The organism is Chitinibacter sp. GC72, from assembly GCF_009760905.1.
Classification (GTDB): domain Bacteria; phylum Pseudomonadota; class Gammaproteobacteria; order Burkholderiales; family Chitinibacteraceae; genus Chitinibacter.
This window is the reverse complement of the sequence record NZ_VIRW01000001.1, coordinates 87,922-103,578: the sequence shown is the minus strand read 5'-3', so window position 1 is coordinate 103,578 and position 15,657 is coordinate 87,922. Positions and strand designations below refer to the sequence as shown.

The following is a 15,657-nucleotide window of genomic DNA, read 5'->3' as shown; positions in this document are numbered from 1 at the left end:
AATCAAGTCTGTAAGGGATTTATTTTTATACCGCTATTAGGTATTGCTCTGCGTGCTTTATTTAGATTGAGCTATAGGTATATACGTCATTAATTTACTGTAAGGATGAACGGTTCAATACTCACCCGGGCTGCGGATGGCGCGCTGTAGCTGAGCCTTGGGCCATTGCAGCGTGATGGGCGAATCGCTTTGCAACAAGCGGCTGAGTGAGTCGCGGCGATAGTCGATTTCTTCGGCGCTCAGGCCCAGCAGCTCGGCCACCAGAATCGCACTATCAAAACACACCATGCCCTCAGCCACTGGCGCCCAGGCCAGATGATTTTCTGTTGCGCCTTGCCAGACCCAGTAGGCGTGCTCCTGATCATCGGTGATGGCAATGCTGCCTGCGGGCCAGCTCGCCAGATGCGAGAGCGCCAGCTGGGCGACGGCCAGATAAAATTGCCAAGCGTGCAGCGTGGTTTCATCCATATCATTGTGGGCTTGATAATCGTCGTACATACGGCAAAATGGCGGGCAGTGGCAAAGCTGCCCATGATACGCTGCACTGGCTTGGCTGTGGTGGGCTGTTTGGTATGGGATTGAAACGCAAGGGATGATATTGGATTGAGCTGCAAGGAGAAAATATGGCCGTACGCACCATTCTGAAAATGGGCGATCCTCGTTTGCTGCGACTGGCGCAGCCTGTCGCGACCGTCGATACATCCCAACTGGCGCAGCCTGCCACTACCTTCGCTACATCCGAGCAGACGCAGCCTATTGTTGCCTTCAATACGCCGGCGCTGGCGCAGCTGATTACGGATCTGTTTGACACGATGCGCGCCAGCGGTGGCGTGGGCATTGCTGCGCCGCAAATCGGCGTTGATCTGCAGGTCGTGATTTTTGGCTTTACGCACAGCGAGCGCTATCCCGATGCGCAAGCGGTGCCCGAAACGGTGCTGATCAATCCGGTGATCACGCCGCTGGACGACGAAGAAGTGCTGGGCTGGGAAGGCTGCCTGTCGGTGCCCGGCCTGCGCGGCGAAGTGCCACGCTATGCGCGGATTCGCTATCAGGGGTTTGATCAATATGGCAATCGGATTGATCGCAGCGTCGAGGGCTTTCACGCCCGTGTTGTGCAGCATGAATGCGATCATCTATGGGGCGTGCTTTATCCACAACGCATTAGCGATATGACGCGCTTTGGTTATACCGACGTGCTATTCCCGAAGCGGATGGATTGATAGAGCGGGTATTGCTCTGCAGGTGTTGTTGAGGATGATCTGCAGGGATATACCCTTTGATTAAATTTAGCCGCCAGCCAGTTTCACTTTATAGCGTTCAGTCAGCTTTTTGGCGATCAGCTCCCGGTGTTCGCCCTGAATTTCAATCACGCCGTCCTTCACTGTGCCGCCGCTGCCGCAGAGATTTTTCAGCTCTTTACCGAGTTTGGCCAGCTCGGGCGCTGCCAGTAACACGCCACGGATCACGGTGATGGTTTTGCCGCTGCGCACTTCGCGCGCAATCCGCACGTGGCCATCGCCGGTGGGTAGGGCCGGAGTTTTACAGCTGCATTGCGCGATGGGCTGGCGGCAATCGGGGCAGGTGCGACCATGTTCAGTTGAGTAAACGAGGCCGCCGGATGACGATTTTTTCATGTGGAAGTCCTATATTCTCAACAGGGTAATTTTAATGTGAGCAGTCATGCCGATTGTGACTTTTATCCAGAGTGAGCGCGCTGATCTCGCCGTTGAGGTGGCGGCAGGCTCTCTGCTGATCGATGCTGTTCGCCCCTTGGTACGCGAAGGGAAATTGGCATTGGCCTGGCGCTGCGGGCAGGGAACGTGCGGCGCGTGTCAGGTGTATTGCGAACACGCGGCAAGCCGGCGCTGGATAGAGATTGGCAGCAAGGAGCGCAATGTGCTGGTGCGCCACGCCCGGATGCCGATCAATATGCCGCTGACGATTTTTGATTCACCGCAGCAAGTGCGACTGGCTTGTCACTACGTGGTCGAAGACGATCTGATTGTGCGGCTTGCTTAGGGTATGTCACTGCAGATCAATCTCGTATTGTTCTGCAGTAATATACCCTTGGTTTGTTAAACGGCAACCGGCGCTTTGATCGCCGGATGCGGGTCGTACCCTTCGAGCGTGAAGTCTGCAAATTCAAACGAGAAAATATCGGTTTTGGCCGGATTCAGTTTCATCGTGGGCAAGCTGCGCGGCGCGCGTGACAGTTGCTCGCGCACTTGATCGAAGTGATTGCGGTAAATATGGCAATCGCCACCAGTCCAGACAAAATCACCCGGCTGCAGATCGCACACTTGCGCTAGCATCAGCACGAGCGTCGCATACGATGCAATATTGAATGGTACGCCCAAGAAAAGGTCTGCACTGCGCTGATACAGCTGGCAGGACAATTTGCCGCGCTGATCCGCGTCTCCCGGCTGCGCTGGTGCGACATAAAACTGGAAAAAAGCATGGCAAGGTGGCAGCGCCATGTTTTCGATTTCACCGACGTTCCACGCGGATACGATAATGCGGCGCGAGTCGGGATTGGTTTTTAGCTGTTTGACGACCTCAGAAATCTGATCGATATGGCGGCCATCGGCCGTCGGCCAGCTGCGCCACTGATAGCCATACACCGGGCCCAGTTCGCCATCGTCGCGCGCCCATTCGTCCCAGATCGTCACGCCGTGCTCCTGCAGCCAGCGCACATTGGTGTCGCCGCGCAAAAACCACAATAACTCGTTGATAATTGATTTGAGATGCGTTTTTTTGGTGGTGACCAGCGGGAAACCTTCGGCCAGATTAAAGCGCATCTGATGGCCGAAAATCGACACGGTGCCGGTGCCGGTGCGGTCTTCTTTGGCGATGCCAGTATCCAAAACATGTTGCAGTAAATCCAGATATTGGCGCATCGAAAACTCCGTGGGCTAGCCGTAAAAAAAGCTGCATTGTGCCGACGTGGCGCAATGCAGCTCGTGATTCTAACGCAAAACTCAGGCTTGTTCCTGCTGGCGATGGGCGCTGCTTGCAGCAAGTTGCTGACGAACTGGTGGCAGCGTCACAATAAAGCGGGCACCTTGCCCAAACTGGCTCTCGCAACGGATTTGCCCATACATCGCTTCGACCAGCTTTTTGACTATGGATAAACCCAGCCCGGTCGTGTGCTCGCCGCCGGTGGGGCGCGCAGACAGGCGGCTGAATTTTTTGAACAGCATGCCGATCTCATGCGGCGCAATACCCGGGCCATGATCGCTCACTGTGAGCTCGACGCCATCATCGGTGAGCTGGGCGCCGATCAGGATGCTTTGTTCGTTAGGGGAATATTTCACCGCGTTGGAGATCAGATTGTCCATGATCTGCCACAGTGCCTGCCGGTCGGCACGCACGATAAGCTGGTTTGGGCTGTAGTGAATGGTTTGCTGCTTGCTGCGCAGTCGCTCGCGCCAGGTGATCAGGGTGTCACTCATGAGGTCATCCAGATCAATCTCTTCGATCTGCATCTGCACCGATCCTGCTTCCAGCGCGTCGTGATCGAGCAGATTGCTGATAATGCGCTGCATACGCCCTGCCAGCAGGTGAATGCCATCGAGCCTGTCTTTGATTTTCTCGGTCGGCCAGCTGTCTAGCCGCTCATTGAGCAGGCCAGCCATGCCCTGGATGCTGGCCACTGGGTTTTTCAGATCATGCGCGGCAATGGCCAGCAGCTCGTTTTTCTCTTGATTGAGGTATTTCAGTGCTTCGTTAGCCGCTTCCAGTTGCAGATTGCGCGTGGCCAGCTCTTGCGTGCGGTCGGCCACCAGATCTTCCAGATGGATGCGGTGCGACTGGACGGTATGCGACATTTCATTGAAGGTTCGCGCCAGCTCGCCGATTTCGTCGCTGCGGTGCAAATCGAGCTGATTGCTTTGCTTGCCCGCGGCCAGGGCGCGAATTGCGTTTTTCAGGCGCTCCAGTGGGCGTGCAACGTCATTGCGCAGCACCATGGCGAGCAAACCCAGTTCCACGGCCAGGGCAAAGATACCGAGGATCAGTACCATGCTGGCGGCCAGGGCGGCTTTTTCTTCGAGCAGGCGCTTGGGATACACGGTGACAAAGAGCCAGTCTGCTCCCTTGATCGGCGCGATGCCCAGCCATGATTTGCCATCGCTGCTTTCAATAAATCGATCTTTGGTGGCGGCTTTGCTGACCACATTGAAAATGCCTTGCAGCATCGGATCGGCCTTGCGCATATCCAGCCTGCCATCGTTGGCCTGGATTTTGGCCATATAGTCCGGGTGAGCCAGCAGCATGCCATCCCGGCTGAAAATCATATTGTGCGTGCCCGGAATGCTGACATTATTGGTGCGCGTAATCAGCTGATCGAGCGGAATATCCTGGCCGACGCCACCGATATATTTGCCCAGATAGTCAATCGGGGTGACCACCGAGACCATCCATTCCAGCGCTTGTTTGTCGTAGTAAATGCCGGTCCAGAAAGTTTTTCGCGCCGGGTTGCGCTCGGGTAGCGCACCCAGTTCGGTTTCCAGATCTTCGGCAAAATCATCCACCGAGCCATTTCTGGCATAGTTGAGGATGGGCAGGTACATCAGACTGACATCGGAGACATTGAGGTCAATAAAGCTATCGTAACTGCGGCCACGATAAGCCGGGCCATACTGGCTCAGAATCTGGTGCGCCAGAACGACCTGGCGCTTCAGTTCCGGCGTCTGCTTGACGGTGGGCAAGAGGGCAATCGTGGCTTGGTGTTCAAAGTGGTCAATTTCGGCCTTGACCCGCCACATGCCGTCTCTGTCCTGACGCACCAGCGCACCAAATTGAGCGCTAAAGTCCTGATTTTGTGCCTGGGCATAGCGGCGCAGGAAATCGTCGCGAATTAGTTTGGTATTCGATTCAGCATTGATAAACAGCTCGCTTTCGAGCTGGCTGCGCGTATCAATGTATTTGGACAGATTGCTGAGCGCTTCTTCTTGCAGGCGCACATAGCTGTAGTAGTAGCTCAGCGCAGAAATCAGGCAGGCGGCAATGGCGATGCGCAGTGCCATACTGCGTAGAACCCGCCGGAAGAGGCTGCTGGTCGCGTGGTTATGTGAATTCATGCCAGAACAATACCAGTAGCACTTTGTATCTGGCAAAACGTTTAAGCTCTATGTTGATGTTGTCGTTGTAAAGCAAACACTTAGCTTTCAATTCTTACATAACGCACTTGTATTACTTCCAGCTCTTCGCTGCCTGCCGGGGTGCGCAAATACACCACATCGCCTTCGCGCGCCTTGATCAGCGCACGAGCGACGGGCGAAGTCCAGCTGATGTGATTGAGGGGCAGATTGGTTTCATCCACGCCGACAATGACCACCGTTTCCTCAAAGCCATTTTCACGCAAATACGTGACGGTGGCGCTAAAAAAAATCTGGTCGGTGGCTTCGCGGGTTTCCGGGTCGATGACTTCGGCGTTTTCCAGCCGTTTGCTTAAAAAACGGATGCGACGGTCAATTTCGCGCAAACGGCGCTTGCCATATTGATAATCGGCGTTTTCCGACCTGTCGCCATTGCTGGCTGCCCAATTGACCACTTGGGTGACGTGCGGACGCTCCTTGTTCACCAGCTCGTAAAGCTCGGTTTTCATCCGCTGCCAGCCCTGTGGCGTCATATAGTTTTTGCTGCCCGCAGGTACGTGCAGTTCCGCGGGTAGCTCATCATCGTCGCCGTTGTTTTCTTTGGTAAACGCTTTGCTCATGTCTGCGCTGCTATCCGCTTATCGTCTCTTGACCTGACCCATCATGGTCAGATCGGCCCATTTCATCACGGCCAGCACTTCGGTTTCGGTTAATTCATAAAACTGGCCGCGTTTGAGACGCCCCGGCAGGTTGAACATACCAAAGCGGATCCGCATCAGTCGGCTGACCATCAGGTTGTAGTGCTCGAACATCCGGCGCACTTCACGATTACGGCCTTCTTTCAGTACCACGTGATACCAGTGATTCTGGCCTTCGCCGCCACGATCTTCGATGCGAGCGAAGTTGGCCGGGCCGTCATCGAGCTCGATCCCATTGACCATTTCTTTCATTTGTTCTGGCGTGAGCTGGCCATGCACGCGGACTGCATATTCACGCTCGACTTCAAAGCTTGGGTGCATCATGCGGTTCGCCAGCTCGCCTGAAGTCGTAAACAGCAAGAGCCCTGAGGTGTTAAAGTCCAGACGACCAATGGCGACCCATTTGCTTGAGTAAATCCGCTTGAGACGGTCAAACACGGTAACACGGCCTTCCGGGTCATCACGGCTGACCAGCTCGCCTTCTTCCTTGTGGTACATAATGACGCGTGGCAATCGATCCTGCCATTTGAGTGCAATGCGCTTGCCATCAATCCGTACTTCATCGCCCGGGCTCACCTTGGCACCCAGATCGGCGATTTTGCCGTTGACGCTAACGCGACCGGCTTCAATGATTTCTTCCATTTCACGGCGCGAGCCAATGCCAGAGAAGGCCAGCGCTTTTTGCAGGCGTTCGTCACCGATCTGATCGCTGGTTAGCCGTTTTTCGCGCAATTGTTTTTGTGCTGAAATTTCGTGCTGTGAGCCATGGCGCTGCGGCATTTTCTTGGCCCGCTTGGCGCTTGGGCGCAATTTGCTATCGCGAATCGTGGTTTGGGTTTCTGCTGCCGTGCTGTTTTCGGTCGCCGGTTTAATGCCTTGCACTTCGCGGGCGATGGCAGTTTTGGCAATGGCTTGAGCGACCATGCGGCTCATGCCGCTGGTGGGCGAGCTGCGCTTTTTGCTGGTGGCCGGCGTAGACGAGCGGCCCATGTCCGGGCCCGAGGTTTTCTTTTTCTTGATATTGGCAAAACGTGATTCACCGGCAGCGGATTGCCCACGAGCACCGATTTTGGTTGTTGCGCGCTGTTGGTCGTTCGCTTTGGCTTCTCGAATGGCCGGTTGCGGGCGACGAGCTTTAGTGGTTTTCATGGGATATGTGCCTGTTGAATAAGGAATGATTATACCGCTTATGCCATGAACAGGCCGCTGAAAAACGATGAGCAGATTCGAATATTGCCTTAGAAAATGGCGTGTAATCTTTATTTTTGCCTGATCTTCGAAGCGCTCGAGGTGTTTTTGAGCCGACTGCGTCTGCATCAAAACGGCAGAAGCCGCCCCAGCGTAGCGCTGGCGGGCGGCTTCGGGGCAATGCGGAGTATTTATTGTTCGCTGGTAAAAAAGGCAATGCAGCCCAGGCTGGTCATGCCCAGATTGAATACTTGTCCGTCCATGCTTTCACCTGTCGCGTCAAGTTCAAGACGGCGTTGGATTTCAAACAGCACCTCAAGCTCTTTAAACCATTTGAGCAGACGGGTGTCATTGTTCAGATAATTTTCAATCGCAGCTTTATCCGGGTGATCGCCCACCACCATCACTTTGCCTTGTTCAGCGCTGCGCAGCTGGTAGGCTGGCGGCACTTTCACTTGCGCATGGGCGCCCAGGTGGCCGGACAAATCGTCGCCAAAGCGGCGCAATTCATGTCCGACGCTCGATTTTAAATCGTTAAGTTTCATGACATCTTGCTCGCCGGAGTCGGAAATCATCCGCGCCAAATCCAGTAAAGTAGTGCCTTGCTGATCAGCCTGCGGTGCTGAGAGTTCGGTAGCAGAATTCATGCTTTATCCTTTTTATTGCTTGATGTACGTAAATTTCGGTCTGGTGTTTTTGTGCTCTGCCAAGCGGAGCAATACTCAAAATCACTTAGGGCCGAGTCCTTACAGACAGGCTAGCCATTTTTTGTTGGTGCAGAAGGTAAATATTACCCCAGCTTGATCTAAATTAGTTCTTTGAGTTTATAGATCATCTCCAGCGCTTCGCGCGGGCTAATTTGATCAGGGATAACCGCAGCTAGCAGCTCAATCACCGGATGTGATTCAGCTTCGAGTTCTGCCGTGAAAATGGGGGCAAACAGATCCGCCTGCAAGCCATTATTGAAGCTACCTTGCTCCAATTCTTGTAATTTACGTTTCGCGCTGCGAACCACTTCTTTGGGCACGCCAGCTAGGCTTGCCACCGCCACACCATAACTTTGCGAGGCTGGGCCTTCCTGCACCGCGTGCAAAAAGACAATCCGGTCTTTATGCTCGACCGCATCCAGATGGACATTGGCGACCTGCGCGTAATCCTGGGCCAGACGCGTTAGCTCGAAATAATGTGTGGCAAACAGTGTGTAGCAGCGGTTTTTCTCGATTAGCGCTTTGGCAATCGACCACGCCAGTGCCAGGCCGTCAAAGGTCGATGTGCCGCGGCCGACTTCGTCCATCAAAACTAATGAATGTTCACCGGCGTTATTCAGGATATTCGCCGTTTCGGTCATTTCGACCATAAAGGTCGAGCGACCACCAGCCAGATCGTCGCTCGCGCCAATACGCGTAAAAATTCTATCCAGTCTGCCGATTTTTGCCGCTGTCGCTGGTACATACGAGCCAACATGCGCGAGCAAGGCAATCAGCGCAACTTGCCGCATATACGTCGATTTACCGCCCATATTCGGGCCGGTGATCAACAGCAGTTTGCGCGCCAGATGGAAATCGACGCTGTTTGGGATGAAGTCGTCGATCTGCTCTTCGACGACCGGGTGGCGGCCAGCGTCGATTTGCAATACGGCATCATCGCAAAATTGCGGCGCGATATAGCCGGATAATTGTGCGCGTTGCGCCAGGCACACCAGCACGTCGAGCGTCGCGACGGCTTGTGCAGTCAGACGCAGCGTCGCTAGGTGGCTTTGCAGGCTGTCGAGCACGCCTTCATAGAGCTGCTTTTCCAGTGCCAGCGCTCTGTCGTTGGCCGACAGTGCTTTTTCTTCGAATTGTTTGAGCTCGGGCGTGATATAGCGCTCGGCATTTTTCATTGTTTGCCGACGGCGATAATCATCGGGTACCTGCCCCACGTATGAGTTGGTAACCTCAATAAAGAAGCCCGCTACACGGTTATACTCCACCCGTAATGTCGCAATGCCAGTGCGCTCGCGCTCACGCGCTTCGAGCATGGTTAGAAATTCACCGCAATTATTTTGAATCGCGCGCAGCTCATCCAAATCGTTTGAGTAACCATCGGCAATCACGCCGCCTTCGCGAATCAGCACGCCCGGCTCGGGCAAAATCGCCGCAGCCAGCAACTGATAAATCGTCGGCTCGGCCTGCATCGCGTGCGCAAGGCCACTAAACAGGCCGCCATCTGGCATTTGCGCCGCTAAATCGGGCAGGACGCGCAAGCTGTCGCGCAGGCTCGCCAGATCGCGTGGACGCGCGCTTTTGAGCGCAATTCGCGACACAATGCGTTCGATATCAGCGATTTCGCGCAATTGGCCGTACAGACTATCGCAGCTTCCCGCCTCGAGCAGCGTGCCGATTGCCGACTGGCGCTCCAGAATTTTGCCGTGGCTGCGCAGCGGGTGGTGTAGCCATTGCGCTAGTAAGCGCGAGCCCATGCCGGTGGCGCAGTTGTCGAGCAAGGAGAATAGCGTCGGCGCAGCTTCGCCACGGATGGTCTCGGTGATTTCCAGATTGCGCCGTGTGGCGGCGTCGAGCTCGATGTACTGGCTGTGACTTTCTACTCGCAAACCGGCCAACGCGGGCAATGCGCCGCCTTGTGTGCTGCGCACGTATTCAAGCAGCGCTCCTGCTGCGCCGAGTGCGAGTAATGGTTCAGTAATCCCGAAACCGGCCAGATCATGCACGGCAAAATGGCGTGTCAGATTGCGTTCGGCGCTGGCCGCGTCAAACTGCCAGCTGGCGACGCGGCGCACCGGAATGCGTAATTGATCGAATAGCGCCAGTTCGGCTTCGTCACTGATCAAAATCTCGGCAGGGCGCAGGCGTTCGAGCTCGGACGGCAGCTTTTCCACGTCGGTGTCCATCAGCGCAAAATCGCCCGAAGCCAAGGAGAGCCACGCCATGCCCATTTTGCCGCGCACCATGCGGATCGCCAGCAGGCGGTTTTCCTGTTTGTCGTCGAGCAGCGCCGCGTCGGTTAGCGTGCCGGGCGTAATCACGCGCATCACTTTGCGCTCGACTGGCCCTTTGCTGGTCGCCGGATCGCCGACTTGCTCGCAAATCGCGACTGATTCGCCCAGTTTCACCAGCTTGGCGAGATAAGGCTCGAGTGAATGGAAGGGAATGCCGCACATTTTGATCGGCTCGCCCGCGCTGCTGCCACGAGTGGTGAGCGTAATGTCGAGTAGTCGCGCAGCTTTGATCGCGTCGTCGTAAAACAGCTCGTAAAAATCGCCCATGCGATAAAAAACCAGCTTGTCCTGATGATCGGCCTTAAGGGCGAGGTATTGCTGCATCATTGGCGTGTGGGTTGGAGCTTCGCTTGCTGATTTTTTAGCCATGGCTTTTCTATGTATAGGTATATGGTTGAAGGCTATGCTAGGTTTGCCCTGCAGGGCTATACCTTGGCAGGGTAGGGCAGCCATTGAGGCATCCAGCCTGGTGCACCTGCGTCTGGCTGAAATGCGTGATGAACACCCAATCCGGGCATGGCCGCCAACTGTTCGCCAATATAAATCAGCGGCGTCGTTTCGCGCAGCCAAGGCGCAATGGTCGCGGCCTGGCAATGTGCTTTAAGCGAGCGGGTAGGGCGATTGGCTGCCAGCTTGAATTGCTCGCCACCATGCCGACCACGTACGCTGACGCTCTCGCTCGTCAAAACAGACGCGGCGATGCCGCCCGAGTCAGTTTCGACCCAGCGCAAAACGCCGCGCCAGTCGGGCAAATCATTGCCGTTTTTAAAATCGGGCGCAATGACTTGCGTCGGCCCGGCTTGCAAGCTCGCTTGCGTAATATGCAAATGGCCGCGATAGCGGCGCACTGCGGCGTTGCGCCAGACCAGCGCGGGATGCGTGTCATCCGCCGCGTCAATCGCAGTGCGCAGCAACTCATTAAACGCGCGCAATTCCAGCACTACGCCCGCCAGCCCCAGCCAGTGACGCAGCACATTTTTTTGCCGCACGGCGCTCAATTGTTGCCACGGCGCCAACGCCAGCGCTTCATTATTCTGGCATTGTGCGAGGTCAAGCTCGGCAATTTCAATCATCAGTTGATTGACTTCTGACTGATGTATTGCGCTGCGGGTCAAGGTGGTCAAAGCTTGTGGCGATATACCTGTGATGGCGGGCATCACTTGATGGCGAATCGCATTGCGCTTGTATTGCGTATCAAGATTGCTTTCGTCTTCAACCCAGTTGAGCGCTTGCTCTTGCGCGTAGCGCAGCAGCTCGGTGCGCGGGGTATAGAGCAAGGGGCGCAATAATGTGATGGAATCAGTCAGCTTGCGCTGTTGCGGCATGGCGGCCAAACCTGCCGGGCCGCTGCCGCGCAGCAGATTGATCAGGATGGTTTCGGCTTGATCGTTCTGATGGTGGGCCAGAATGATCGCGTCGCAGTCCTGCTGCGCGTAAATGGCATAACGCGCTTTGCGCGCCGCGCCCTCGACACCGCGACCTTGAGTTAGATCCAGCTGAACGTGATGAATGGCGCAGGGGATATCAAGACTGGCGGCCAACGTCTGTGCCTGGGCGGCCCACTCATCGGCATTGGGCGAGAGGCCGTGATGCACATGCACGGCGCTGAGCTCGACATCCAATTCGCTCCGCCATTGCGCCAGCCAGTGCAGCAGTACACTCGAATCGAGCCCGCCAGAGAGCCCCACGCATAATTTTGCCTGCTGAAAATTAGAACGGGAGCCTAAGCTCCCGTGTTTGCTAAAGCCTTTGATCAGCTCAAAGGCTTCTGGCCAGCCATTAAGCGGCTGCTTCTTCTTTAAATTTGCCATGTTCCATCAAACGGTCAAAGCGGGATTCAAGCAATTCGTCGACACTTTTAGCTTTCAGTACCTTGAGCGAATCGGCGATGGATTTTTTCATCGTCGCCATCATCGCTTGCGGGTCGCGATGCGCGCCGCCAATCGGCTCTGGCACCACTTTATCGATCAGGCCGAGGGTTTTCAGGCGCGTTGCGGTAATGCCCAACGCTTCGGCAGCGTCAGATGCGCGTTCAGCCGTTTTCCACAGAATGGTGGCGCAACCTTCGGGCGAGATCACCGAGTAGGTTGAATATTGCAGCATCTGTACGACATCGCCCACGGCAATTGCTAGCGCGCCGCCTGAGCCGCCTTCGCCAATAATTGTGCAGATCACCGGCACTTTGAGCTGCGCCATTTCAAACAGATTGCGACCGATCGCTTCCGACTGGCCACGCTCTTCAGCGCCAATGCCCGGATAAGCGCCTGGCGTATCAACAAAAGTGATCACCGGGATATTGAATTTTTCGGCCAGCTTCATCAGACGCAAGGCTTTGCGATAGCCTTCTGGCCGTGGCATGCCAAAATTGCGCGCGATTTTTTCTTTGGTATCTCGCCCTTTCTGATGGCCAATGACCATGACGCTCTGGCCGTTGAAACGCGCCAAGCCACCCACAATCGCCAAATCATCGGCAAAAGCACGATCGCCATGTAGCTCTTGGAAATCAGTAAACAGACCGGAAATATAATCGTAGGTATACGGGCGTTGCGGGTGGCGCGATACCTGCGAAATCTGCCAGGGGGTCAGTTTTGCATAAATATTTTTGGTGAGTTCAAGGCTTTTTTTCTCAAGGTGAGAAATTTCAACCGAAATATCAACTGCCGAATCATCCTGCACGTAGCGCAGCTCTTCGATCTTGTTTTCAAGCTCTGCAACCGATTGCTCGAAGTCAAGGAAGGTGGTTTTCATGCTCTAAAACTCCAGAGGCGCTAGACTAGCGCGAACAGGCAGCCAGCATGGCTGCCCCAAAAATTGGACGCAATCATACAACAAGCCGCTGGCAAACCCAAGCAACAAACTCAGTGCTTCATTGTTATTGCTTTGCAGCAAAATCAGGTATTGCTGAAAACGATATCCGCTTTGACGTCGATCTTTTGCAAACCTTTGCGCGATTGCAGATTGATGACCAGCGGCGCTAGCGTATTAGCGCGAATGGCTTGGTTGTCGGGACGGGATAAGATCAGAAACAGCATGGCTTCACTGGCTTCTTTTAATTCTAGTGCCGCGCATTCGTCGTCATTTAAAGTCAGTACATAATTAAAGCCAAGGCGTTCTGCGCCGACAATCGAGAAGGCCACGTTGGCGTCATCCAGCGATTGGAGCCAATAAACGCTGGGATTGGGCTTGTCTTCGTGCAACAGTTTGTAGTTTTTGCAATCATCAAAACCGGGCAGCCCCGCCGGAAAATGAATCACGGTATCGGGGTCTACTTCAATCGGGCCAAACTGGCTTTGAAAAACGTCCATAAGGTTTGCTCTCCATGCTGGATATTGGAATGAATGATGCGCAATAAACACTACTTTATGAGGCAGCAAAAAGCTATTTTGATGACGCAAGGTGTGCGGCTGCGCATTAGAATAATCTGATAAAAGGTTGAATCGCTAAAGAATTTCTCACAACTGCCGATTGTAGGCATAATAGTGAAATAACTGGACGATGACCGCCGCTCAATGCGGCAGGGGATACATCATGAAAATCGACAACACAGGCAAGCCATTGTCGCCGCTCGCGGGTAAGCCCAGCGATGTGCGTGCCAATGACAGCAGCAAAAGCGAAGCGGCGGCTGCACCGCAAAGTAGTATTAATAGCAAGCTCTCTGGTGTGGCCAGCAATGAAGCTACATTCGATGCCGATAAGGTGGCTGCGATCCGTTCGGCGATTGCTGAAGGCCGTTTTTCGGTCAAGCCAGAGGCGATTGCCGATGGCTTGCTTTCCAGTGTAAAAGAGCTGCTGGCACGCTAAGTGACCCCTGAACAACGACAATCCGGGCTGTATTCCCTGTTAGCTGTTGAGCTTGATCTGGTTCAGCAGCTAATTGCTTTATTGGCGCAGGAACAGGATGCACTGATTTTGCGCCAGTTTGATCAGGTTTCCGCGCTGATAGACAGTAAAACGCGTGCCCTGCAAGCGCTGGAGCGAGCCAGCAAAGAGCGCGCGCAGTTTTGCAGCGAGAACGAATTAATCAGTATCGAGCAGATCGAGCTGACACTGGGTCAGCAAGCGAGCGTTTGGCGCGAATTGCTGCAACAGGCCAAGTACGCCGAAACCCTGAATCGCACCAATGGCCAGCTGATTCAGACGCACGAAGAGGTCAATCAGCATCTGATGGCCTCGCTGGCCGCGCAGCGCCATACGGATGTGGCCTATAGCGCCGATGGTCGCCTGAGCTCTTTGTCGTCAATCAGCCGCCCGTTTGATCGCGCCTGAACTCCTGTCTCATTCCCGCTTGATCTGCAGATGGCATGAATACCGTCGTTGATAGCAAACCCCAGCTAATCCATATCGCAACCAGCGCATAGGCCAGCCGTGGCAGCCAGGCCGCCCATTGTTTGCTGCTGTGCTCGATATCCTGATCGAGCTGCTCGACCAGCCTAGCCAGCATGGCGTCTAGCGTGCCGCTCTGCTCGCCAGTGTTAATTAGGGCTACGATGCGTGGCGTGGCCAGCCAGCCGGTGTGCCCAATTGCTCCGGCCAGCGATGCGCCGCTACGCAGCTTACGTAATAACACGTGGTTTCGCTGGCGCAAATGCCCATTTGAAATGCTGTTCTGTGCCAGCGCAAGGGCATCAAATACCGGGACGCCTGCATTCACTAGCAGGCTCAGGCTGGATAAAAAATCACGCTGATTCAATTGCAGGCAAAAAGGGCCAATGACAGGTAGCTGCAAAATCAGGCTTGCCAGCACGCTGCCTTGAGCAATCAGTCTGGTTACCCAGCCCAGTATTGCCATCAAAATTATGATGTATATGGCGGGTGAGGCTATACCCCATAGGTAGTCGCCAATACTCAAGCTGCCCTGAATCAGTGCGGGTAGCGGTTTGATCAGCAGAGCCAGGAAAATCAGCAAGGTGGGGAGCGCCAGCCTGGCGCGTACTTGCTGTCTCAAGGTGGCTTTCAGTGTGGCTTGCCTGGCCAGTTGCCGATAAGTTGGCTCCGGGCTGCCCGCTGCGCAAGCAGCATGAATCAGCGCCTGATCGAGTGGATCAAACAGGCCCGCCACCTTGCCTGCACTCGCCAGACTATGTCCGCGTAATAGGGCTTGTTGCATAGCACGCACGCGCTGATTCCACGGTGCGGGCAAGGCCAAAACTGCAATAGCCCGATCCGCTGGCAAACCAGCGTGCTCCAGTGCGGCCAGCTGGTTAAACAAATCAGCACGTACTTGTGCTGGCAAGGGGCGTTGGATTTTCATCTTTTCAGTATGAAGCAAGCGAACAACAGTGATCAAGCAGGGCGTAAGAGCGAAGACAATTCGCAAGGATGCCAAGCGGCGAGGCAGGCTATTTTGCAATGATGCCAACATGTCGCACATCAAAGCGAGCCCACCCGATTGCCACGTATCATGCGACAAAATGTTTGACATTTACGTGAAACCGCGTTGAAATTGCCGCTTGTAAACGACAAGAGAGGCGCCTTGCCCAGGTCGCACTGCCCAGGAAGTCATGTTCCGGTGAAGCAGTGTCAGGGGGTGCAAGGCCGAAGTGCTGACTACCGTGATGTAGTCAGTGCTGGTTGCAGGGGCTGAATCCCCTGGACTGTCAGCCGGTTAACGATGCTGTTGCACGTTGGCGGGCTGGAGTGCTCTTGGTGATGAATTCTTCTGGTGCCTTGATCG

The 15,657-nt window shown here is 54.8% G+C and carries 16 protein-coding genes and 1 riboswitch; of the genes, 4 read left to right on the top strand and 12 right to left on the bottom strand.

Annotation, left to right across the window (positions count from 1 at the left end; translation table 11 throughout):
- Nucleotides 1–114: 114 nt before the first annotated feature.
- A complete protein-coding gene (locus tag FLS37_RS00460) occupies nt 115–498 on the bottom strand; it encodes a hypothetical protein (protein WP_157313964.1) in 384 nt (127 codons plus the stop codon).
- A 125-nt stretch (nt 499–623) separates the two neighbouring features.
- Here FLS37_RS00460 and def point away from each other — a divergent pair, with 125 nt between their 5' ends.
- A complete protein-coding gene (gene def / locus FLS37_RS00455) occupies nt 624–1,220 on the top strand; it encodes a peptide deformylase (protein ID WP_157313963.1) in 597 nt (198 codons plus the stop codon).
- A gap of 66 nt (nt 1,221–1,286) precedes the next feature.
- Here def and FLS37_RS00450 read toward each other — a convergent pair whose 3' ends face one another.
- The gene (locus tag FLS37_RS00450; RefSeq protein ID WP_157313962.1) at nt 1,287–1,634 is read right to left on the bottom strand and encodes a translation initiation factor Sui1; all 348 of its coding nucleotides are present in this window, start codon (nt 1,632–1,634) and stop codon (nt 1,287–1,289) included.
- Between the two features lie 46 nt (nt 1,635–1,680).
- On the opposite strand from FLS37_RS00450, the gene FLS37_RS00445 reads away from it, so the two are divergent.
- On the top strand, nt 1,681–2,019 hold the full coding sequence (locus FLS37_RS00445) for a 2Fe-2S iron-sulfur cluster binding domain-containing protein (protein ID WP_157313961.1): 339 nt from the start codon (nt 1,681–1,683) through the stop codon (nt 2,017–2,019).
- A 56-nt stretch (nt 2,020–2,075) separates the two neighbouring features.
- Here the strand turns inward: FLS37_RS00445 and FLS37_RS00440 are convergent, their stop codons facing one another.
- The 9 genes from FLS37_RS00440 to fliW all read right to left on the bottom strand — a co-directional run bounded on the left by FLS37_RS00440 (nt 2,076) and on the right by fliW (nt 13,288).
- Entirely contained in the window at nt 2,076–2,897 is an 822-nt protein-coding gene (locus tag FLS37_RS00440) for a thymidylate synthase (protein WP_157313960.1), read from the bottom strand.
- Between the two features lie 81 nt (nt 2,898–2,978).
- Nucleotides 2,979–5,081 (bottom strand): sensor histidine kinase, encoded by a 2,103-nt coding sequence (locus FLS37_RS00435; RefSeq protein ID WP_157313959.1) that lies wholly within the window; start codon nt 5,079–5,081, stop codon nt 2,979–2,981.
- 80 nt (nt 5,082–5,161) lie between these two features.
- Complete coding sequence (greB, locus tag FLS37_RS00430; protein ID WP_157313958.1) at nt 5,162–5,719, bottom strand: transcription elongation factor GreB; 558 nt, start codon at nt 5,717–5,719, stop codon at nt 5,162–5,164.
- An 18-nt stretch (nt 5,720–5,737) separates the two neighbouring features.
- Nucleotides 5,738–6,946, bottom strand: a complete 1,209-nt coding sequence (gene rluB / locus FLS37_RS00425) for a 23S rRNA pseudouridine(2605) synthase RluB (RefSeq protein ID WP_157313957.1) — start codon at nt 6,944–6,946, stop codon at nt 5,738–5,740.
- Between the two features lie 230 nt (nt 6,947–7,176).
- Nucleotides 7,177–7,632, bottom strand: coding sequence for a hypothetical protein (locus FLS37_RS00420; protein WP_157313956.1), 456 nt, complete (start codon nt 7,630–7,632; stop codon nt 7,177–7,179).
- Between the two features lie 158 nt (nt 7,633–7,790).
- On the bottom strand, nt 7,791–10,352 hold the full coding sequence (mutS, locus tag FLS37_RS00415; RefSeq protein WP_232522452.1) for a DNA mismatch repair protein MutS: 2,562 nt from the start codon (nt 10,350–10,352) through the stop codon (nt 7,791–7,793).
- 56 nt (nt 10,353–10,408) lie between these two features.
- Nucleotides 10,409–11,794, bottom strand: coding sequence for a tRNA lysidine(34) synthetase TilS (tilS, locus tag FLS37_RS00410; protein ID WP_157313955.1), 1,386 nt, complete (start codon nt 11,792–11,794; stop codon nt 10,409–10,411).
- Nucleotides 11,763–12,731, bottom strand: coding sequence for an acetyl-CoA carboxylase carboxyltransferase subunit alpha (locus tag FLS37_RS00405; RefSeq protein ID WP_157313954.1), 969 nt, complete (start codon nt 12,729–12,731; stop codon nt 11,763–11,765). The genes tilS and FLS37_RS00405 overlap by 32 nt, the downstream gene beginning before the upstream one ends.
- Before the next feature lie 143 nt (nt 12,732–12,874).
- Complete coding sequence (gene fliW, locus FLS37_RS00400; RefSeq protein ID WP_157313953.1) at nt 12,875–13,288, bottom strand: flagellar assembly protein FliW; 414 nt, start codon at nt 13,286–13,288, stop codon at nt 12,875–12,877.
- Nucleotides 13,289–13,511: 223 nt separating this feature from the next.
- Between fliW and flgM the strand changes: the two genes are divergently transcribed.
- Both flgM and FLS37_RS00390 read left to right on the top strand, forming a co-directional pair.
- Nucleotides 13,512–13,784: a flagellar biosynthesis anti-sigma factor FlgM gene (gene flgM, locus FLS37_RS00395; RefSeq protein ID WP_157313952.1), complete on the top strand. Its 273-nt coding sequence runs from the start codon at nt 13,512–13,514 to the stop codon at nt 13,782–13,784.
- Complete coding sequence (locus FLS37_RS00390) at nt 13,785–14,249, top strand: flagella synthesis protein FlgN (RefSeq protein ID WP_157313951.1); 465 nt, start codon at nt 13,785–13,787, stop codon at nt 14,247–14,249.
- On the opposite strand, the gene FLS37_RS00385 is transcribed toward FLS37_RS00390, so the two are convergent.
- Complete coding sequence (locus FLS37_RS00385) at nt 14,224–15,234, bottom strand: type II secretion system F family protein (protein WP_198314423.1); 1,011 nt, start codon at nt 15,232–15,234, stop codon at nt 14,224–14,226. The genes FLS37_RS00390 and FLS37_RS00385 overlap by 26 nt on opposite strands.
- Before the next feature lie 204 nt (nt 15,235–15,438).
- A riboswitch (Lysine riboswitch) is annotated at nt 15,439–15,634 on the top strand.
- Nucleotides 15,635–15,657: the final 23 nt, after the last annotated feature.